Here is a 19,675-nt window from a genome sequence, read left to right as displayed (position 1 = left end):
CCGCTTTTTGTACGCTATGATGCTTCTCCATTCCAGGGAGAACGCTAATGAAACCACAGGTTTACCACGTCGATGCCTTTACCTCGGTCCCCTTTCGCGGTAATTCAGCGGGAGTGGTGCTGCATGCTGACGGACTGAGCGAAGCGCAGATGCAGCTGATTGCCCGCGAGCTGCGTCATTCGGAAACCGCATTCCTGCTGACCAGCAACGATAGCGATGTACACATCCGCTATTTCACACCGACGGTCGAAGTCCCCATCTGTGGACATGCTACCGTCGCGGCGCACTATGTGCGGGCCAATGTGCTGGGGCTGGGCAACACTACCGTCTGGCAAACCTCGCTGGCCGGACGTCATCGGGTGGATATCGAAGCCATCGGGGATGACTATCGTATTAGCCTTGAGCAAGGAATACCTGGATTTGAGCCTCCGCTGGAAGGCGCTGTTCGTACTGCAATTATCCGCGCGCTGCATCTGAGCGAAGACGATATGCTGCCAGGGCTGCCGATCCAGGTTGCCACCACCGGCCATTCGAAAGTGATGATTCCGCTAAAGCCTGAGGTAGACCTGGACGCCCTTTCCCCAGATTTGCAGGCGCTGGCGACAATCAGCCAACAAATTGGCTGTAACGGTTTCTTCCCTTTTCAAATCCGTAAGGGCGAAAACGCCACCGATGGACGCATGTTTTCTCCCGCAATTGGTATTGTGGAAGATCCAGTCACGGGCAATGCCAACGGGCCGATGGGCGCGTGGCTGGTTCACCACCGGCTGATGGAGCATGATGGCAAAACGTTACGTGTTCAGGGGCATCAGGGCCGCGCGCTGGGTCGTGACGGTATAGTTGATGTGACGGTCGCTATTCGTGATAACCAGCCGGAAAAAGTCACCATTACCGGTTCGGCGGTGATCCTGTTTCATGCAGAGTGGGCAATAGATTTTTAATCTATTCCTGTGGGCCGGATATAGCGATTACGCCGCATCCGGCACTATTCCCGATGGCGTTATTTCCCCGCTTCCGGGTGCGTATCAAACGCCGCCATTACCGTCGCCAATTCTGCTTCAGTAAATCCATGCTTCACATCATCCACGCCCAATCCAAACCGCGCCTGCAATAAGGCGTACAGGCTGGCGACGTCGGGCAGATTAATCTGCTCTACCGCATGGCCATCCTGATAATGGGTAAAATGAAAATTGGTTAACGTAAATTTACCGCCGTCTGGCAGATGACGACACATCAGCAGATGATGACGAAAATGCGACTGCGGCCAATGCGCCGACCAGAAGTTGCCCATCAGATAATCGCTCTGATGCTGCATAACCAGGTCAAAACGGTACATTGATTGCCAGTGTTCGTGATGACGGAACTGCAAAATCCAGTCTTCACCGTCCTGAATCAGACGATACTCCCCGTGTGGTGTGTGCTGTGCAACATCTGCCTGCAGACGAATCGGTGCGGTCAGCGTTTGCCCACCAAATCCGACGTCAGCGATCCACTGTTCTCCCTGTAGCTCAACCAGCAGCAGACGATGCGTGCGTGGCGGTAGGCTTGACGGATTTGCCAGCACCACACGTCCAAGTAAACTGCGGACGGTAAAACCGATTTCGCGGAGCGCCCGCTCAAATAACCCATTTTGCTCAAAACAATAACCGCCGCGACGCGCCGTCACCAGCTTCTCTTCCAGCGATGCGTCGTCGAGTTGCATTTCGCGTGGCAGCAGCACATCGAGATTTTCAAAAGGAATGGCGCTGTTGTGCAGTAAATGCAGCGCTCGCAGGGTTTCAATGTTGGCGTTAGCCGAACCTGACCAGCCAATACGGGCAAAATAAGCGTTTAAAAAAGGCGTCATACGGATCCTGTGAGTTAGTTTCTGCACTTTGATGGCGACAGTATAGTGTCATTCCCGATGAAGCAATTTATTTAGCTCGGTTTTAGCTTAATGACTCACTATCGGGTCTTATTTTTACACGCAGGCTATTTTGTGAGCTGATTCATTTTTTCATCTTATTTTCTAAAGCAAAATAACAATCCCTATAAAACATATGGAATTGAGATTTATGAGACTTTTGTCACGCAAGGGCGCGGTTGCGGCCTCCGTTTCCGCAATACTGGCTTCAGGTATACTGGCATCTCCTGCCTATGCGGATAACGTGAAACTGAAAGCAACTAAAACGAATGTCGCATTTTCTGATTTTACGCCTACTGAATACAGTACCAAAGGAAAGCCTAACGTTATTATTCTGACTATGGACGATCTGGGATATGGACAGTTACCGTTTGATCAACGTTCATTTAACCCCAAATCGATGGAGAACCGTGAGGTCGTCGACACCTATAAAATTGGTATTGATAAAGCGATCGAAGCGGCGAAAAACTCGACGCCAACATTACTCTCATTAATGGATGAAGGCGTTCGCTTTACGAATGGATATGTCGCACACGGCGTGTCTGGTCCATCTCGTGCGGCTATTATGACCGGTCGTTCACCTGCACGTTTTGGCGTATATTCAAATACTGATGCGCAAGATGGTATTCCATTGAGTGAAACATTCCTGCCGGAATTGTTTCAAAATCACGGTTACTATACCGCCGCAATTGGCAAATGGCACTTGTCGAAAATTAGCAATGTGCCGGTTGCTGAAGATAAACAAACTCGCGATTATCACGATAATTATACAACATATTCAGCTGAGGAATGGCAACCACAAAACCGTGGCTTTAATTACTTTATGGGATTCCATGCGGCGGGTGTGGCGTATTATAACTCCCCCTCTCTTTTCCGTAATCGTGAACATATTCAGCCCAAAGGCTATATTAGCGATCAGCTGACCGATGAAGCCATCGCGACTATCGACAGAGCCAAAACGTTAGATCAACCTTTCATGTTGTATCTGGCTTACAATGCGCCGCATCTACCCAATGATAACCCGGCGCCAGAGCAGTATCAGAAAATGTTCAATACCGGCAGTCAGACAGCAGATAATTTTTATGCCGCTGTTTATTCCGTCGACCAGGGCGTGAAACGGGTGCTGGAAAAACTTAAAGAAACAGGACAGTACGATAACACCATTATTCTCTTCACTTCAGATAACGGTGCTGTTATTGATGGACCACTCCCGCTGAATGGCGATCAAAAAGGATATAAGAGCCAAACTTATCCTGGAGGAACACACACGCCAATGTTTATGTGGTGGAAAGGGAAACTGCATACTGGCAACTATGACAAACTTATCTCAGCGATGGATTTCTACCCCACCGTTCTGGACGCTGCGAAAATAACCATCCCGCAAAATTTGAAACTTGATGGTACATCGCTACTGCCTTATCTGACAAAAAATAACAGCGGTTCACCACATGATTATCTGACCTGGGTCACTTCCTATTCCCATTGGTTTGATGAGAAAAATATCCCTTTCTGGGATAACTACCATAAATATGTTCGTAAAGAATCCAATGATTATCCCAACAACCCTAATACTGAAGATTTGAGTCAATTCTCATACACAGTGCGTAGTAATGACTATTCTCTGGTTTACACCTTCGAAAATAAGCAACTGGGCCTGTATAAGCTAAACGATTTACAGCAGAAAGATAATCTGGCCGTTCAGCATCCTGATGTGGTCAAAAAAATGCAGAGTGTTGTGAAGAATTTTATCAAGGAAAGCAAACCACCTTTGAGCCAGGTTAATCAAGAAAAATTCAACAACATCAAAAATGCCCTAAATAGCGAACAATAATCATCCGCTTGTTCTCACGACGGCAGGGTACCCTTGCCGTCTTAATTTTCAGAGAAAAATTATGCATATCACTGCCAAACCAACCAGTTATCAATGTAATCTCAAGTGTGAGTACTGTTTCTATTTGGATAAAGCAGAACAGTTTTCTCATCAGCCTCAGATGACCGATCACACGTTGAAAAATTTCATTGAGGCTTACATCAACTCGGGTGAAAAAGAAGTCTATTTTACCTGGCAAGGCGGTGAACCAACCCTGGCGGGTCTCGACTTCTTCCAGGCGGCAGTCGCTTACCAGCAGCAGTTTGCGGGCCACAAAAAAATACATAATGCCCTACAGACCAACGGTATTTTGCTTAATGATGAGTGGTGTCAGTTCCTCAAACAACATGATTTTTTGGTTGGCATTTCTATTGATGGTCCGCAGACATTACATGATCGTTATCGTACGAACCGCTCTGGTAAAGGGACATTTGATAAAGTCATGTCAGCAATTAACTTGTTGAAAAAACATCATATCCAATTCAATACGTTAACTGTCGTGAACAACCACAATGTTCATCATCCCCTTGATGTTTATCGTTTTTTGAAATCGATTGGCAGTCAACATATGCAATTTATTGAACTGCTTGAGACCAGCGAACCCAATATCCATTTTGACTTATCGAAAGATACTTTCCATCTGATTGATTTCACGGTACCCCCTGCGGATTACGGGCATTTCATGTCGGCTATTTTTAATGAATGGGTAAAAGAAGACGTTGGCAAGGTCTTTATTCGTCAGTTTGAAAGTACCCTTAGTCGAGTGCTCGGCAATGGGCACACCAGCTGTATCTTCCAGGAAGCATGCCGGAACAACTTTGTGCTGGAATCCAACGGCGACATCTATGAATGTGACCACTTTGTCTGGCCCGAGTTTAAGCTGGGAAATATAGCAAACGCAGAGTTATCTTTACTGGAGAGCACACAATTAACCACGCAAAAACAGCTTCTGGCAAATGAATGTCTACACTGTATCTACAAGCCGTTATGCAATGGTGGTTGCCCGAAACACAGAATAACCCCCGGCACAGGTGCCAGAATTTCCTGGTTTTGCCAGGGCTATCAAATAATGTTCGCCAATATGGTGCCTTATCTTAATGCGTTTGTAGAACTTGCCCGGCATGATGTACCTCTGGACTACATCATGTCGATTAATGACAAAATAGCCATTAACAAATGATAAAGTTTTGCTAATGGGAGCGTTGTCGCAATGCAAGCGCCCCCAATCGCACAGCAAAGGGTATCGCTATGAGCCATTTTCGTCCTCTCGAACTAAAACATGCCAGTCGACTGCTAAATCACGGCCCGACCATTTTAATCACCAGTCGAGACGATCATACAGAGCGGCGGAACGTGATGGCTGCAGCATGGTCGATGCCCGTTGAGTTTGAACCACCGCGTATCGCGATTGTTGTCGACAAGACAGCCTGGTCACGTGAGCTAATTGAACGCAGCGGCATGTTTGGCATCGTTATTCCGGGAGTTGCCGCCGCCAACTGGACCTGGGCCGTTGGCAGCGTTTCCGGCCGTGTGGAAGATAAATTCAACTGCTACGGCATTCCTGTGGTGCAAGGACCAGTGCTGGGGTTACCGCTCATAGAAGCAAAATGCCTGGCATGGATGGAATGCCGTCTACTGCCTGCAACGGCGGCGCAGGAAAAGTATGACACCCTGTTTGGGGAAGTGGTCTCGGCGGCCGCTGATGAGAGAGCCTTCGTGGAAGGACGATGGCAGTTTGATGATGACCAGCTCACTACCCTGCATCACCTTGGGGCCGGAACGTTTGTCTCCAGCGGAAGACACATTACCGCAGGTGAATAATTGTCTGCTAACGGATGGTAGCTCATGCTTTCCATCCTTCACCGTGTTCTTAAAACTTCTGAAAAACCAGTCGGATGAATCGCTGTACTTCCTTGCTGAATCATTTGCGTGAATTATAGTTAATCTTGCTCTAACTCAAATATCTCTTCCAAACCCAATCAGTCAAAGCAGCATCCCCCAACTGTACTTATAAAGTGTCAGAGAGGTTTTACGATGCAACTGAATAGAATCGCACAAAGTTTTATCCTTGCCGGGTTACTCACCTCTGCCTCTGCTCCCCTGATTGCCGCTGAAGCGCCAAAAGACGCAACCGCTTCCACGCAACAAGCGAACAATGCGCTCTACAACCAACTGCCCTTCTCCGATAACACCGACTTTACCGATGCTCATAAAGGCTTCATCGCCCCTATTCCTCAGGATGTGATCAAAGGTGAGCAAGGAAATGTCATCTGGAATCCGCAACAATATGCGTTCATTAAAGAAGGTGATAAAGCCCCGGATACGGTAAACCCGAGCCTGTGGCGTCAGTCCCAGTTGATCAACATCAGCGGACTGTTTGAAGTGACGGAAGGCGTTTATCAGATCCGTAACCTCGATCTGTCCAACATGACGATCATTGAAGGTAAAGAAGGCGTCACCGTTGTTGACCCGCTGGTATCAGCAGAAACGGCCAAAGTCGGGATGGATCTTTACTTTAAAAACCGCGGTCAAAAACCCGTTGTCGCGGTGATTTATACACACAGCCACGTTGACCATTACGGCGGCGTGCGCGGCGTTGTTGACGAAGCCGATGTTAAAGCGGGCAAAGTGAAGATTTATGCACCTGCTGGCTTTATGGAGGCGGCGGTGGCTGAGAATATCATGGCCGGCAACGTTATGAGCCGTCGCGCGAGCTATATGTACGGCAATCTACTAAAACCTGATGCCAAAGGTCAGGTTGGTGCCGGACTGGGAACCACAACCTCCGCGGGAACCGTCACCCTGATTGCGCCAACCAATATAATTGAAAAAGACGGGCAAAAAGAGGTCATTGATGGCCTGACCTATGACTTCATGTTGGCCCCAGGCTCCGAAGCGCCTTCGGAAATGCTGTGGTACATCGAAGAGAAGAAACTGATTGAGTCTGCTGAAGACGTCACTCACACCCTGCACAACACCTACTCCCTGCGCGGGGCCAAAATTCGTGAGCCGTTGCCGTGGTCCAAATACATCAACGAAGCGATTGTACGCTGGGGAGATAAAGCAGAAATCCTGATGGCGCAGCACCACTGGCCAACCTGGGGTAATGACAAAGTCGTGAACCTGCTGAAAAGTCAGCGGGATCTGTATCGTTACATTAACGACCAGACGCTGCGCATGGCTAACGAAGGTCTGACCCGCGATGAAATCGCCGCGAACTTTAAACTGCCGGACTCGCTGGCGCATACCTGGGCTAACCGCGGCTACTATGGTTCCGTCAGTCATGATGTGAAAGCGACCTATGTGCTCTATCTCGGCTGGTTTGATGGCAACCCGGCAACGCTGGATGAACTGCCACCGGAAGAAGCCGCGAAGAAATTCGTCGACTATATGGGTGGAGCGGATGCCATTCTGCAGAAAGCAAAAGCCGACTATGACCAGGGTAACTATCGCTGGGTGGCTCAGGTGGTGAGCAAAGTGGTGTTTGCCGATCCCAATAACCAGGCCGCGCGCAATCTGGAAGCTGATGCGCTGGAACAGCTAGGATACCAGGCTGAATCCGGCCCGTGGCGCAATTTCTACCTGACCGGTGCGCAAGAGCTGCGTAATGGTGTGGTTAAAGGCCCAACCCCGAACACCGCCAGCCCGGATACCGTACGCGCCATGACGCCGGAAATGTTCTTCGACTATCTGGCGGTACATATTAACGGGCAGAAAGCAGGTGATGCCAAATCGGTGTTTAACATCGACCTTGGCAGCGACGGCGGTAAATACAAGCTTGAGCTGGAAAATGGCGTGCTAAACCATACCGCCAATGCCGAGGCAAAAGAGGCTGACGCCACGATCACGCTGAATCGCGACACGCTCAATAAAATCATTCTTAAGGAAGTGACGCTGAAACAGGCTCAAGACAGCGGTGACGTGAAGATAACCGGCGACGGCGCTAAACTTGACGCTATGCTCGGCTATATGGATAAGTTCGAATTCTGGTTTAACATCGTTACACCGTAAACCTGTTGAAAACGGGCGGAAAATTCGCCCGTTTTATTTCACATGCTGTAGCCAGGTTTTTTAATTAACGTTGCCATCTGCGGCTTAATCTCCGCATCCCACACGCCCTGCCACGCCTCTGGCACAACTTCATTCAGCGCCACGCTTACCGAGCTGTCTTTGCTTTGCAAATGACGAATAATGACTTCGGTAATATCCGCCGCCAGCGCGGATTTTTGCTCGTCGCTCAGATCGCGGGGAAAACATTTAATATCAACGTGCGGCATAGCAGGTTCCTTATTGTTTTGGTCAGAAAGCGTGTTTTCTCAAATAATCTTATTGTTTTTCAGCACAGTACGTAGCCTCGGATGCTGACAAACCGCATCGGCGATGGCGCTAATATTCGGCGTATTGTCCTGGAACCAGTCATGTCCTGGCCCCCAGCTACGCATCACGCAAATATAAACGTCCAGCAAGGTTAACTGCTCTCCGAGCGCGTACGGCTCGGCGCTTAGCTGGTTATTCAACCACATATAGAAAGATTTTCGGTACTCAATACAATTTTTTTTCAACTGCGCCGGAGCATCCGGCACCCAGCGTTCAGGATAATCGGCATAGGTAAACGTGGGATAGACATTTGCCACCAGCCATATCAACAGACGCTGGAACTGCTGACGCTCGCTGCGCCCAACGGAGGGTGAAAGCTCGGGACAACGATCGAGGATCATCAGGGCGATCGCCGCTGTTTCCGTCATGACTTCGCCATTTTCCAGTACCAGTGTGGGCACCTGGCATAGCGGATTCATTGTCTTAAGCAGTTCCCGCGAAGGACCATCGCTATCGAAGCCGTCGACATTAATAAAACTGTAAGGGATCTCCGCCAGTGTGAGCATCACTTCACTGATGGCCGATCCCCAGCCCGGCACCCCATAGACCTTAATCATGCTGCAACCCTCAACGTTAAAACCCTAAGTGTAGAGCAGCATTCAACAACCTATGCAGACATGATTATTACTCTCATAATAACAATGATCGGATACCGGGAGATAATAAGCGATGCGTTCGAGTATGTTTGAATACATGACCATTTTTATACAGGTTGTTGAGCAAGGGGGATTTGCCAGAGCTGCAGACGTGTTACACCTGCATCGCCCCGCAGTGACCAAAGCCATCCAGCACCTTGAAGACGAGCTGGGGGCCAAGTTGCTTAACCGCACAACCCGTAAAGTGTCGCTGACCGATGAAGGTGACGCTTTTTATCAACGTACAAAAATACTGCTCAGTGACGTTGATGACATCATGGCCTCTTTCTCGCCAACTCGCCCGCCACGCGGAAAACTCAGGGTTAATGCACCTTTGTCGCTGGCGCACTCCGTGTTAGTTCCTGCGCTGAAAGATTTCCAGTCGCGGTATCCTGATATCGAGATGGTGCTCACCTCCACCGACCGTAGAATCGATATGCTTGCCGAAGGTATCGACTGCATGATCCGTATCGGCGAGTTACAAGACTCTTCCCTGATATCCAGGCGGCTTGGTGAAGTAAAGATGGTGACCTGTGCGTCACCGGATTATTTGCAACAACATGGCGTACCGCAGACGCCAGAGGATTTATCCCGACACCAGGCGCTTAACTTTTTCAGCGAGCGTCACCGCGAAGCGCTGGAGTGGTCCTTCATCAGCGGAGGTGAAATTTTATCATTCACGCCCACCGGACGGATAAGCGTTGATAACTCCGATATATTGCTGACCGGCTGTTTATCGGGACTCGGCATCATCCGCGGTGTGCATGCCGTGCTGGCCCCCTACCTCCAGTCGGGTCAGCTCGTTGAGGTACTGGCCGATTACGCCGGGGAATCAAAACCGATTTCAGTGCTTTACCCAGACAGACGTCATCTCGCCCCTCGGGTGCGGGTATTCATTGACTGGCTGTGCGAACTTTTTAGCCAACAAACACCGCGGCTTCAGAGATTATTACAAAATCAGTAATAGTGAAGTTCCGCAACTGCGGTTTTTCACTCTCATCTGAATCGTTAAATTGTGTGGACCCAATACCAAACAATTTACTGAGGTCTGCTATGTCTAAGGTCGTAGTTTTTAATCAAATTGGTGGCGCTGACGTCTTGAAGATTCAGGACATGCAGGTTCCCGCGCCTGATGCGAATGAGGTTCAGATCCGCGTACGGGCTATTGGTATCAACCGTGCGGAGATAATGTACCGCACAGGCCAGTATATTTACCAACCTAATTTCCCGGCACGGTTGGGTTATGAAGCTGCCGGAGTCGTTGAATCCGTAGGAGACAACGTAGGTGAGTTTGCACCTGGGGATTACGTTAGCGTCATTCCGGCTTTCAGCTTTCATCAATATGGTATGTATGGAGAAGTCGTTAATGCCCCGGCACACGCGGTCGTAAAACATCCGCAAAACCTCAGCTTTGCCGAAGCCGCCGCCAGTTGGATGATGTATGTGACCGCATTTGGTGCGCTGGTTGAATATGCGGATATTAAACCTGGAGATAATGTGCTGATCAATGCTGCTTCCAGTAGCGTCGGACTGGCGGCAATTCAGATTGCTAATATGCTCGGCGCTAAGCCTATTGCGATGACGCGGACCAGTGAGAAACGAGCTCAGCTACTGCAACTGGGCGCGGCAGAGGTTATTGCAAGCCAGGAGCAGGATCTGGTGGCTGAGATTCAACGGATTACTGATAGCAAAGGAACCCGAGTGGTCTTCGACCCGGTCGGAGGCCCGGGAGTGGCAAAAATTGCCCAGGCAATGCCAGCCGGTGGGATCTTTTTCCAATATGGCTCGCTTGATGCACGCGACCTTTCTATACCGGTCATTGAGATCCTCGGTCGCCATTTGACTTTCCGTGGTTATGAAATTTTTGAAATCACCGCGGACGCAGAAAAACTTTCGCGAGCGAAACGGTTTATCTTTGAAGGATTGCAGTCCGGGCAGCTCAAGCCGCTGATTGATAAAACCTTTGCCTTTGATGATATCGTCAAGGCACATCAATACATGGAAGCCAACGGTCAGGTAGGTAAAATCGTCGTCACTGTATAACCCCTGTGCGGCACAGCCTTGTGCCGCAATGTGTATCAAAGCACTTTCGACAAAAACTGCTGGGTGCGCGTGTGGCGTGGATGATTCAGCACCTAATATTGTACGTTAATGCTATTTTTAGCTATGCTGAGAGCGCCTCTCAAACGATCTTAAGAAGATCCTTCTGAATCTTTGACCGTAATAGTATAGGTTTTATCGAACTCTCCTGATTTTGAAAGCATTCCGCCACCTAAGCCCCCATGTACTCGCACTTTAGCTATGCCTGCTTTTGTTGGTGTCCCTCTAATCTGGATACAATTATTGAATTCATTATCATCACAATACTGTAGGTGAAGCCCTAAATTATCTGGATGAATATCTCCAGCAACGACTTGTTTACCATAAAGATCATAAGAAAGAACTACTCCACCAAATATATTTATTTGGTTATAATAGGGAATGCCAACAGTTGCATCATTAAGTACCACCCCTTCTGGAGTGAATTCTGCCTGCAACGAACAGGCAGACAGTAAAAATAAAGGCAGAACCAAAAAAAATTTCCCCATTTTATTTCAATGATTTGAAAACCATCCCTCCAAAAAACCTGTTGATAAAAAATTGCAAATCTTTGTTTGGTTTTATCCAGTTTTTTTCCTTTCCCCAAGAAAACAATTCCAAACTAATATATCCATTAGGATCTTGCATGACTGAACCATTCCAAACAACCCAGTGTGTAGGTAATGTTGTTTTATTTGTACTATTTACAAGAAGTCCATCATTTATCAATGTTACGACTTTATAATCTTGCTCAATATATTTATTTAAATCTCTGATTCCCTGAACACCCGCCTGAGTAATACCGACATTACTGAAAACCATTTTATAGCCGACTTTTTCAAACCATTCTGCCAAAATTTGCCAAATTGTGATACCAGCAACTGGAGAATCAAGAGCATCAAAGCTCAGCATTGTATTCTCTGAATCTCTGAGTCCAGCAAGTGTCATCCAGTCTGTACCGGCTATCTTCGGTCTGCCGTCATCATAGTAAAATGCACCTGTAGGATGCCGACAGCCTTTACCTGGCGAAATGATTAAATTACCTATTTTAGTTTTTCCGTATCGCCAAAGTTCACGAGCAGCTTGCGCATACACATCAGGGCGATCCTTTTGCAGGCAGTAAAAAAATGCTGCAGGTCCACATACACTTGCAGCTATTTGATTAGGGAAATTAAATCCGTTAAATCTTTCTTCTATTTGACGTTCTACTATTTTTTTATCAAAAGGATCCCTGGGGATATTCTTTTGCTATAAATGGTCTCTCCTCGCAGGTTATGGTAATTATTTTCATTTCACCGCACTGACTTTCAGGTTTAGGTGTACCTGCCGATTCAAAATAACAGAGATTTTCACGTTTAGCCCCAGACCATGCTTTACCTGTACTAAATTCTGCAAGCGTATACATCTTTGTGAAAGGCTTTGGAGTAACACTGTGAGTTCTGCATCATTATCGATAATTGACTGGTGTCGCGGGTGGTTAAAGTACCCGCAACACTGCTGGTATATTGTGTGGCTGTACCAAAAACATAGTGATTGGAGCAGCCACACAACACCCTGTCGCCAGTAGCTACATATGCTTTACCATTTTCCATCCAGTCCACTGCAGAAGCGAAAATTGGAATATGTCCATTGCATTTCCGACAAATTGCCCTGTCACCGGTTTGGGCAATAGCTCTATCACCATCATACCAGGATGCAGAAGCAGTAATAATTTTTCCATAACTTGTTTTATCGCCGAGACAGGCCAGTGCTCTTACCATTTTCAATTCCTTAGTTAAAAAGTGGTAATACTCAATGGCATGATACATAACACATGATTTAAGCAAAGTTTTACTATGCTTGCTCACAACTTCATTAAGGGTGATATATTCCAGATCCAAGTCATTATTCACCTGATAATAAAGTGATTTTTTGATAATTAGTCACTAAGATTGTTACTCAAAAGGAAGACTAATTTAGGATTAACGGACGTTCATATTTTCTTGATAATTTCACTCTTTGGACGCAGCACTCAAAGCACTTTCGACAAAAACTGCTGGGTGCGCGTGTGGCGTGGATGATTCAGCACCTGTTCGCTGCTGCCCTGCTCGACAATTTTGCCATCGACCATAAACACCACCTGGTCCGCCACTTCCCGGGCGAAGCCAATCTCGTGCGTTACCACAACCAGCGTGGTTCCCGACTGCGCCAGCGTTTTAATCACATCCAGCACTTCGCCCACCAGTTCGGGGTCAAGCGCTGACGTGGGTTCATCAAACAGCATGACGCGCGGATTTAATGCCAGTGCACGGGCAATGGCGATACGTTGTTGTTGTCCGCCGGATAAGTGACGCGACCAGGCATCGGCTTTATTACGCAGCCCTACCGCATCAAGCAGGGTTAATGCCCGCTCGGTGGCGGCTTTACGCGATGCCAGTCCGTGTGCAATGGGCGCTTCAATCAAATTCTCCAGCACCGTTAGGTGTGGGAACAGATTAAAATTCTGAAACACATAGCCGACGTTGACGCGCTGGCGCAAAATTTCCGCCTCTTTCAGCTCATACAGCTTATCTCCCTGCCGACGATAACCAATGTAATCGCCATCGATTTGAATAAACCCTTCATCCACACGCTCCAGATGGTTGATTGTCCGCAAAAGCGTGGATTTCCCGGAACCGGATGGGCCAAGAATAACGGTTACCGTACCGGGCGGGATCTCCAGCGATACGTTATCCAACGCTTTATGGCGGCCGAAGTATTTGCTGACGCCGGTAATAGAAATATGGCCTTCAGGCGAGTGGGACATGGGCGGCCTCCTGCTGTGGACGTTGACGACTGCGTTTTTCTGCACGACTCACCCGGGCGGTATTGATCGCTGAACGTCGTTCGCTACGTGCCAGCGCGCGTTCGACCAGGTGCTGAATTAGCGACAGGACGCTGGTAATCACCAGATACCACACCGCGCCAACCATCAGCAGCGGGATCACCTCCTGCGTGCGGTTGTAGATCATCTGGATTGTGTAGAACAACTCCGGCATGGCCAGCACGTATACCATCGCCGTCCCTTTCGCCAGACTGATGATTTCATTGAACCCGGCAGGTAAAATGGTGCGCAGCGCCTGCGGCAGGATAATCCGCAACGTACGTCGCCATGCCGGTAAGCCCAGCGCCGCAGCGGCCTCGTACTGACCGTGATCAACCCCCAAAAATCCACCACGAATAATTTCAGCGGTATAGGCGCTTTGCACCAGCGTCAGGCCGACTACCGCAGTGGAAAACTGGCCGAGTACATTGATGGTCTCAAAACTGCCCCACTGAAGCGGAGTAAACGGAATACCAATCGTCAACGTGTCGTACAGATAGGAGAAGTTGTACAGAACGATTAGCACCACAATCAACGGTAATGAACGAAACAGCCAGATGTATCCCCATGCCAGGCCGTTCAGCAACCAGGAAGATGAAAGTCGCGCCAGCGCCAGCAGACCGCCGATGATAATACTCAACAGCGTACCGATAAGCGTCAGCAACAATGTTTGTCCGAGACCGGACAAGATAACCGGATCAAAGAACCAGCGGGCAAATACGGCCCATTCCCAGCGCGGGTTAAATGCCACGGACTGGATAATCACCGCCAGGACAAACAAGGCAACAACCGCTCCCACGGTGCGCATAGGATAGCGCGCCGGTACGACTTTAATGCTATCAGTCGTTTTCATTTTATCTCCTCAGGCAATTCTGGCCTGACCGGCGATGGTCAACAGTTTGGTAAAGCGCAGTCGTCCATCAAACGGCGGCTGGCTGTACTCTTCCGGATCCCGCGCCGTATCAAATTGCGGATCGTAGCCCTGACTTAAATACAGCCGGACGGCCTCCGGCTGGCGAAATCCTGTGGTCAGATATATCCGGCTGTAGCCCGCGAGCAGCGCCCGACGCTCCAGTTCCTGCACCACGCGTGCCGCCAGTCCCTGCTGACGTAGCGTGCTTTTCGTCCAGATACGCTTAATCTCGGCGGTGTCTTTGTCGTAAGGTTTGTAGGCTCCGGTGGCGATAATCTCGCCGCCACGCTCCAGGACCACAAACAGTCCCTGCGGCGCCAGATACCATTCGGTCAGTTCCACCTCTGCGTCGCGAGAAAAATAATCGCCATAGCGGGCGGCATATTCACCAAACAGACCGTTCAAAATGGGTTGCAGCTCGCTGGCTTCAGGTGAGACCACGCGAAATTGATCGCTCACGATGACCTCCTTAGTCGCCTAACCCGGCTGGGTTGATTTCAGATTGCGGAATGCGTTCCACCCCTTCCCCCCAACGGTTCAGTACCTTGTCGTAGTCGCCGTTGCCAATCACGCCGTTGAGGGCGGTTTGCACAGGCAGCACCAAACCGCTGTCTTTTTTCAGCGTCACGGCGATATGTGCCGCTTTTGGCCAACCGCCATCAACGCTACCCACCAACTGCGTTTTACCGTTGAGCGCGGCTTTCCACGCGCCGATAACGTTAGGACCGAAGTAGGCATCAGCGCGACCTGACTGCAGGGCCAGAGTCTGGGCGGCATCGTCTTTGGTATACACTGGCGTAAACGGCTGTAACCCTTTCTTCACGTTTTCATCGTTCCAGGCCAGCAGGATGGCTTCCTGGTTCGTCCCCGAACCGACGATAATGCGCAGACCGGCGATATCTTCCGCCTGCTCGATTTTCTTCAGCTTGCTGCCGGTTTTGACATAAAAGCCCAGGGAGTCCTTACGATAGGTCGCGAAATCGAATTTCTCTTTGCGCGCTTTTGTGACGGTAATATTGCTGATCGCGGCATCGTATTTGCCGGAGGTGACCCCCAGCGGCCAATCTTCCCATGATGTAGGCACAACGTTGAGTTCCAGACCCAAACTGTCTGCCACCAGACGGGCAATGTCCGCCTCGCTGCCGATCAGTGTTTTATTGTCATCGGCAAATACGGTCAGCGGCGGCTGACTGAGCCCGGCAATCGCCACAGTAAATTTGCCCGGAACGGCCAGGTGCAGGTTCGCGGGTAATTGCGCAATCGCCTGCGGATTTTTTGCCGTATTAATCGGCGTTTTATTGGCTTCCAGGCTTACGCCCGTGCCGTTAATGGTCACGTCATTTGCCCAGACGGTCGCGCTGAAAGCCAGCGACAGCGCGAGGAATACTGATTTTTTCTGCATAGCGTTTTTCTCTTATTGTGTGAATTGATTTGCAGGTGTTGCTAATCCCAGGCTTGCGCGCAGGGTCGTACCGGGATATTCATGGCGGAACAGACCACGAGCCTGAAGCTCGGGGATAACCTGCTCAACAAATCGTGGGAAGGTATCCGGCGTTCCTCCCTGAATGATAAAACCGTCAGCGGCTTTCTCGTCGAACCACTGCTGAAGTCCGTCGGCCACCTGTTGAGGCGTGCCGCTAAAACGCGGACGCGGGCTGGCTGCTTCCAGAGCAACCTGACGTAGCGTTAATCCACGCTCGCGCGCATTGCGCTTGATCTCATCGGTCGTGCTGCGAAAGCTGTTTTGTCCGAGGGATCCCAGATCCGGGAATGGTGCGTCCAGCGGATATTGGGCAAAATCATGATGTTCGAAGTAGCGGCCAAGGTAGTTCAGTGCGTCAGTGATGGAAACCAGCGCAGCGGTCGTCTGATACTGCTGCTCCACGTCCTCTGCGCTGTCGCCAACAATAACGCTGACGCCCTGGAATATATGCAGTTGATCGGGACCGCGCCCGGTGGTTGCTAATTGGCCTTTTACATCCTGATAGAACGCTTTAGCCTCTGCCAGCGACTCCTGATGAGTGAAAATGGCATCGGCATGCTGCGCCGCTAATTTCTTGCCATCGGTTGAAGCACCTGCCTGAAATATAATTGGACGGCCTTGTGGTGTACGCCCGATATTTAACGGCCCGGCGACCTGAAAATAATCCCCATGATGGTTAAGCGTGTGCAGTTTTTGCGGATTAAAAAACTCCCCGCTTGCCTTATTACGGGTAAAAGCATCATCCTCCCAGGAATCCCACAGTCCTTTCACCACCTGTAAATATTCATCGGCAATACGATAACGCTGGGCATGCTCTGGATGCTGGGCCCGGGAATAGTTTTTTGCCGACCCTTCCAGAGGCGACGTCACCACGTTCCATCCGGCACGCCCCTCGCTGAGATGGTCGAGGCTGGCAAACTGCCGGGCGGTGGTAAAGGGCTCACTGTATGACGTGGAGACGGTGCCAACCAGTCCCAGATTGCGGGTGATGCTGGCCAAAGCAGATAATACCGTCAGCGGCTCAAAGCGATTTAAAAAATGCGGGATTGATTTTTCATTAATATACAGACCATCGGCGACAAAAATAAAATCCAACTTCCCTTTTTCCGCAATACGCGCCGTTTCTTTAACAAAGTCAAAATTAATACTGGCATCGGCCTGCGCTGCCGGATGACGCCATGCAGACATATTACCCGATGCGCCATGCAGAATAGTGCCGAGCCGTAGTTGCCGATTTCCAGCCATAATAACCCCTACCCAACAGATAAAATTAAATGTGTGCGAATGCCGTTTTTGCTAAATGAGCAAAATAGTGCGCGGCGGGTTCTATTAAACGTTCATCCGGATTAAATCCCGGATGATGTAATCCGTATTCGCTGGCGCTGCCAATACTGACGAACGCCCCAGGCGTATTTTGCAGGTAGACGGCAAAATCCTCCCCGCCCATATGCAGGTCGGCATGGTGGGTGGCGTAGCCTGATTGTTTCGCCACGGCGGTGGCGATATCGGCCCAACGATCATCGTTCACCAGCGCGGTCGGTCCCGCGTGCCAGATAACATCAATTTGTGCGCCAAAAGCGTGGGCAAATCCGGCCGCGATATCATTTACCCGGGCTTTGACCTGCTGCTGCACTTCTATGCGATGCGTTCTGAGCGTTCCTTCCAGCTCTACGGACTCTGGCAGCACGTTCCATGTGTTTCCTCCCTGAATACGGGTCACGCTGAGCACCACTGAATCCAGGGTGTTAACGTCGCGACTGGCAACGCTTTGCAACACTGTTACCAGTTGGCTGGCGAGCAGGATGGCGTCTTTGCCTTCATGCGGACGCGCCGCATGTGCGCCTTTACCATTGATACGTAACACAAAGCGATCAACATTGGCATAGAATGCACCACCGCGCGTAGCGAACTCTCCTACCGGCAACCCCGGTTCATTGTGCATGCCAAAAATAGCCGCGACGTTTTGCAGAGCACCGGCGCGAATCAGTGTTTTTGCGCCACCAAAACTTTCTTCAGCGGGCTGAAACAAAATACGGACTCGCCCCGGTAAGTCAGCTTCCTGCTGCTTAAGCAGCAGTGCGGCGCCAAGCATGACGCTGGTGTGAATATCGTGCCCGCAGGCGTGCATCACCCCCGGTGTGAGTGAGCGAAACGGAACATCGGCGCTTTCTTCTATCGGGAGGGCATCAATATCCGCCCGCAATGCGATGATCTCTTCTCCCTGACCAATTTCCGCGACCAGACCGGTTTTCAGGTTGAATGGCAGAATCTGGACATCAGCACCGTGCAACCAGTCGCGAATACGCGCCGTCGTCGCCACTTCCTGCAGAGAAAGTTCGGGATGTTGATGCAATTCACGACGCCAGTTGATAAGCGTTGTCGCCAGCGTCATCAGACCACCTCCACGGCGTTATGGGCTTGTGCCAACAAACGTAGCGACGTCAGACGCGCGTGCCCCTCTGCCACTGGCGTGTCGATAATGAACTCATTAATGCCAAATTGCGCGTGCAGGCCGTTCAGTTTTGCCAGCACGTCGTGGGCGGTACCGTATAATAAGGCCTGTTCACGACGTGCGATTTTGCGGGGAGAACTGCCAGCCTGCGCAGCGAATGCCAGCGCCTGCTCTTCGCTGGCAACTGTGACGCGTTGCCCATTTTCTAGTTCCACGCCCCAGATCTGCACATTTTCGGCAAGCTGCGCGGCGGTGTCGTTACTGTCAGCCACAATCACCTGGACGGCGACTATCGTCGGGCGTGTACTGTGGGTCTGCCAAAAGGACAAAACGTCACGCAATAACGCTCTGTCACCGTTGAGGTGTGCCGCGAAGATGAAATTCCAGTTGGATTGCGCTGCCAGCTGAGCGCTTTGCACACTGGCTCCCAGAACAAATCCTTCCGGCGGTTGCGGTGGGATTGGCGTCGGGAATACCGCTTCCCCGCTTTCCGTTCCGCTTAACGCCAGCCAGTCGTTAAGCTGGGAAAGCTGGTCAGCAAAACTGCCTTTTTCATCCGCATGAAGTCCCAACTGTAACGCCTGAGTCGACAGGGGTAAGCCGCCTGGCGCTTTTCCTACACCAAGATCAACACGCCCCGGTGCCAGTGATGCCAAAAGATTGAAGTTTTCCGCCACTTTGTACGGGCTGTAATGCTGCAGCATCACGCCGCCGGAACCTACGCGGATACGCTGGGTTTGCCCGAGGATCCAGGCGATCACCAGCTCCGGCGACGGGCTGGCCAGCTGGGGTGTATTATGGTGTTCCGCGATCCAGAAACGATGGTATCCCCACTCTTCTGCCAGTTGCGCCAGACGCAAGGTCCGGGCAAGCGCCATCATGGCAGTTTCTCCTTCCCCAACGGGGCTTTTATCCAGAATACTCAGGCGATATGACATGTTACAGGCCCATGTTTGTTAACATGTCTTTATTATTAAATCATCAAATAACCATAATGAAACACTTAATTCACATTTACTCAGCTAAAAAGTAGATAACCAGCCTTGTTGCCATCAGGGATAATACCAGTGGATTCCTTGACTGGTCAGAACACTCAATGGAAAACATGCAAAATTTATGAC

The 19,675-nt window shown here is 50.0% G+C and carries 18 protein-coding genes and 1 pseudogene; 7 read left to right on the top strand and 12 right to left on the bottom strand.

Annotated elements, in window-relative coordinates:
* The first annotated feature begins 47 nt into the window (after positions 1 to 47).
* Positions 48 to 941 (top strand): PhzF family isomerase, encoded by an 894-nt coding sequence (locus FDW96_RS08145; RefSeq protein WP_137365508.1) that lies wholly within the window; start codon positions 48 to 50, stop codon positions 939 to 941.
* A 59-nt stretch (positions 942 to 1,000) separates the two neighbouring features.
* Here FDW96_RS08145 and nhoA read toward each other — a convergent pair whose 3' ends face one another.
* Positions 1,001 to 1,846: an N-hydroxyarylamine O-acetyltransferase gene (nhoA, locus tag FDW96_RS08140; protein ID WP_061381316.1), complete on the bottom strand. Its 846-nt coding sequence runs from the start codon at positions 1,844 to 1,846 to the stop codon at positions 1,001 to 1,003.
* Positions 1,847 to 2,054: 208 nt separating this feature from the next.
* Between nhoA and FDW96_RS08135 the strand changes: the two genes are divergently transcribed.
* From FDW96_RS08135 to FDW96_RS08120, 4 genes are all read left to right on the top strand, one after another.
* Positions 2,055 to 3,734 carry a sulfatase-like hydrolase/transferase gene (locus FDW96_RS08135; protein ID WP_061381315.1) on the top strand — a complete coding sequence of 560 codons (1,680 nt, stop codon included), beginning with the start codon at positions 2,055 to 2,057 and terminating at the stop codon, positions 3,732 to 3,734.
* Between the two features lie 61 nt (positions 3,735 to 3,795).
* Complete coding sequence (locus FDW96_RS08130) at positions 3,796 to 4,953, top strand: anaerobic sulfatase maturase (protein ID WP_137365507.1); 1,158 nt, start codon at positions 3,796 to 3,798, stop codon at positions 4,951 to 4,953.
* 68 nt (positions 4,954 to 5,021) lie between these two features.
* Positions 5,022 to 5,594, top strand: a complete 573-nt coding sequence (locus FDW96_RS08125) for a flavin reductase family protein (protein ID WP_079224153.1) — start codon at positions 5,022 to 5,024, stop codon at positions 5,592 to 5,594.
* 213 nt (positions 5,595 to 5,807) lie between these two features.
* Positions 5,808 to 7,784: an alkyl/aryl-sulfatase gene (locus FDW96_RS08120; RefSeq protein WP_079224151.1), complete on the top strand. Its 1,977-nt coding sequence runs from the start codon at positions 5,808 to 5,810 to the stop codon at positions 7,782 to 7,784.
* Between the two features lie 38 nt (positions 7,785 to 7,822).
* On the opposite strand, the gene pptA is transcribed toward FDW96_RS08120, so the two are convergent.
* Both pptA and FDW96_RS08110 read right to left on the bottom strand, forming a co-directional pair.
* Positions 7,823 to 8,050 (bottom strand): tautomerase PptA, encoded by a 228-nt coding sequence (gene pptA / locus FDW96_RS08115; RefSeq protein WP_137365506.1) that lies wholly within the window; start codon positions 8,048 to 8,050, stop codon positions 7,823 to 7,825.
* Between the two features lie 39 nt (positions 8,051 to 8,089).
* Positions 8,090 to 8,707, bottom strand: coding sequence for a glutathione S-transferase family protein (locus FDW96_RS08110; RefSeq protein WP_137365505.1), 618 nt, complete (start codon positions 8,705 to 8,707; stop codon positions 8,090 to 8,092).
* A 112-nt stretch (positions 8,708 to 8,819) separates the two neighbouring features.
* Between FDW96_RS08110 and FDW96_RS08105 the strand changes: the two genes are divergently transcribed.
* Positions 8,820 to 9,749 (top strand): LysR family transcriptional regulator, encoded by a 930-nt coding sequence (locus FDW96_RS08105; RefSeq protein WP_137365504.1) that lies wholly within the window; start codon positions 8,820 to 8,822, stop codon positions 9,747 to 9,749.
* Between the two features lie 89 nt (positions 9,750 to 9,838).
* A complete protein-coding gene (locus FDW96_RS08100) occupies positions 9,839 to 10,828 on the top strand; it encodes a zinc-dependent alcohol dehydrogenase family protein (RefSeq protein WP_137365503.1) in 990 nt (329 codons plus the stop codon).
* 149 nt (positions 10,829 to 10,977) lie between these two features.
* Here the strand turns inward: FDW96_RS08100 and FDW96_RS08095 are convergent, their stop codons facing one another.
* From FDW96_RS08095 to FDW96_RS08045, 9 genes and pseudogenes are all read right to left on the bottom strand, one after another.
* A complete protein-coding gene (locus FDW96_RS08095) occupies positions 10,978 to 11,373 on the bottom strand; it encodes a hypothetical protein (RefSeq protein ID WP_137365502.1) in 396 nt (131 codons plus the stop codon).
* Between the two features lies 1 nt (position 11,374).
* A complete protein-coding gene (locus FDW96_RS08090) occupies positions 11,375 to 11,959 on the bottom strand; it encodes a hypothetical protein (protein WP_137365501.1) in 585 nt (194 codons plus the stop codon).
* 287 nt (positions 11,960 to 12,246) lie between these two features.
* Entirely contained in the window at positions 12,247 to 12,744 is a 498-nt protein-coding gene (locus tag FDW96_RS08080; RefSeq protein ID WP_252362858.1) for a PAAR domain-containing protein, read from the bottom strand.
* 131 nt (positions 12,745 to 12,875) lie between these two features.
* Positions 12,876 to 13,649, bottom strand: coding sequence for an amino acid ABC transporter ATP-binding protein (locus tag FDW96_RS08075; protein ID WP_042308310.1), 774 nt, complete (start codon positions 13,647 to 13,649; stop codon positions 12,876 to 12,878).
* The gene (locus FDW96_RS08070; RefSeq protein WP_137365499.1) at positions 13,633 to 14,559 is read right to left on the bottom strand and encodes an amino acid ABC transporter permease; all 927 of its coding nucleotides are present in this window, start codon (positions 14,557 to 14,559) and stop codon (positions 13,633 to 13,635) included. Before FDW96_RS08070 ends, FDW96_RS08075 begins: the two co-directional genes overlap by 17 nt.
* Positions 14,560 to 14,568: 9 nt before the next feature.
* Positions 14,569 to 15,078, bottom strand: coding sequence for a GNAT family N-acetyltransferase (locus tag FDW96_RS08065; protein WP_042308308.1), 510 nt, complete (start codon positions 15,076 to 15,078; stop codon positions 14,569 to 14,571).
* Between the two features lie 10 nt (positions 15,079 to 15,088).
* Positions 15,089 to 17,347 (bottom strand): annotated as a pseudogene (locus FDW96_RS25400) (NtaA/DmoA family FMN-dependent monooxygenase).
* A gap of 25 nt (positions 17,348 to 17,372) precedes the next feature.
* A complete protein-coding gene (locus FDW96_RS08050; RefSeq protein ID WP_042308306.1) occupies positions 17,373 to 18,494 on the bottom strand; it encodes an amidohydrolase in 1,122 nt (373 codons plus the stop codon).
* On the bottom strand, positions 18,494 to 19,492 hold the full coding sequence (locus FDW96_RS08045) for an MsnO8 family LLM class oxidoreductase (protein WP_137365497.1): 999 nt from the start codon (positions 19,490 to 19,492) through the stop codon (positions 18,494 to 18,496). Before FDW96_RS08045 ends, FDW96_RS08050 begins: the two co-directional genes overlap by 1 nt.
* Between the last annotated feature and the right edge of the window lie 183 nt (positions 19,493 to 19,675).

It is taken from the genome of Citrobacter sp. TBCS-15 (assembly GCF_005280815.1).
In the GTDB taxonomy this organism is placed as follows: domain Bacteria; phylum Pseudomonadota; class Gammaproteobacteria; order Enterobacterales; family Enterobacteriaceae; genus Citrobacter; species Citrobacter werkmanii.
This window is presented reverse-complemented; position numbering and strand designations above follow the sequence as displayed.

Excerpts from the sequence above, each read along its gene's own strand:
- FDW96_RS08145 (WP_137365508.1), top strand. The coding sequence starts at position 48 with ATGAAACCACAGGTTTACCACGTCGATGCCTTTACCTCGGTCCCCTTT.
- nhoA (WP_061381316.1), bottom strand. The coding sequence starts at position 1,846 with ATGACGCCTTTTTTAAACGCTTATTTTGCCCGTATTGGCTGGTCAGGT.
- FDW96_RS08135 (WP_061381315.1), top strand. The coding sequence starts at position 2,055 with ATGAGACTTTTGTCACGCAAGGGCGCGGTTGCGGCCTCCGTTTCCGCA.
- FDW96_RS08130 (WP_137365507.1), top strand. The coding sequence starts at position 3,796 with ATGCATATCACTGCCAAACCAACCAGTTATCAATGTAATCTCAAGTGT.
- FDW96_RS08125 (WP_079224153.1), top strand. The coding sequence starts at position 5,022 with ATGAGCCATTTTCGTCCTCTCGAACTAAAACATGCCAGTCGACTGCTA.
- FDW96_RS08120 (WP_079224151.1), top strand. The coding sequence starts at position 5,808 with ATGCAACTGAATAGAATCGCACAAAGTTTTATCCTTGCCGGGTTACTC.
- pptA (WP_137365506.1), bottom strand. The coding sequence starts at position 8,050 with ATGCCGCACGTTGATATTAAATGTTTTCCCCGCGATCTGAGCGACGAG.
- FDW96_RS08110 (WP_137365505.1), bottom strand. The coding sequence starts at position 8,707 with ATGATTAAGGTCTATGGGGTGCCGGGCTGGGGATCGGCCATCAGTGAA.
- FDW96_RS08105 (WP_137365504.1), top strand. The coding sequence starts at position 8,820 with ATGCGTTCGAGTATGTTTGAATACATGACCATTTTTATACAGGTTGTT.
- FDW96_RS08100 (WP_137365503.1), top strand. The coding sequence starts at position 9,839 with ATGTCTAAGGTCGTAGTTTTTAATCAAATTGGTGGCGCTGACGTCTTG.
- FDW96_RS08095 (WP_137365502.1), bottom strand. The coding sequence starts at position 11,373 with ATGGGGAAATTTTTTTTGGTTCTGCCTTTATTTTTACTGTCTGCCTGT.
- FDW96_RS08075 (WP_042308310.1), bottom strand. The coding sequence starts at position 13,649 with ATGTCCCACTCGCCTGAAGGCCATATTTCTATTACCGGCGTCAGCAAA.
- FDW96_RS08070 (WP_137365499.1), bottom strand. The coding sequence starts at position 14,559 with ATGAAAACGACTGATAGCATTAAAGTCGTACCGGCGCGCTATCCTATG.
- FDW96_RS08050 (WP_042308306.1), bottom strand. The coding sequence starts at position 18,494 with ATGACGCTGGCGACAACGCTTATCAACTGGCGTCGTGAATTGCATCAA.
- FDW96_RS08045 (WP_137365497.1), bottom strand. The coding sequence starts at position 19,492 with ATGTCATATCGCCTGAGTATTCTGGATAAAAGCCCCGTTGGGGAAGGA.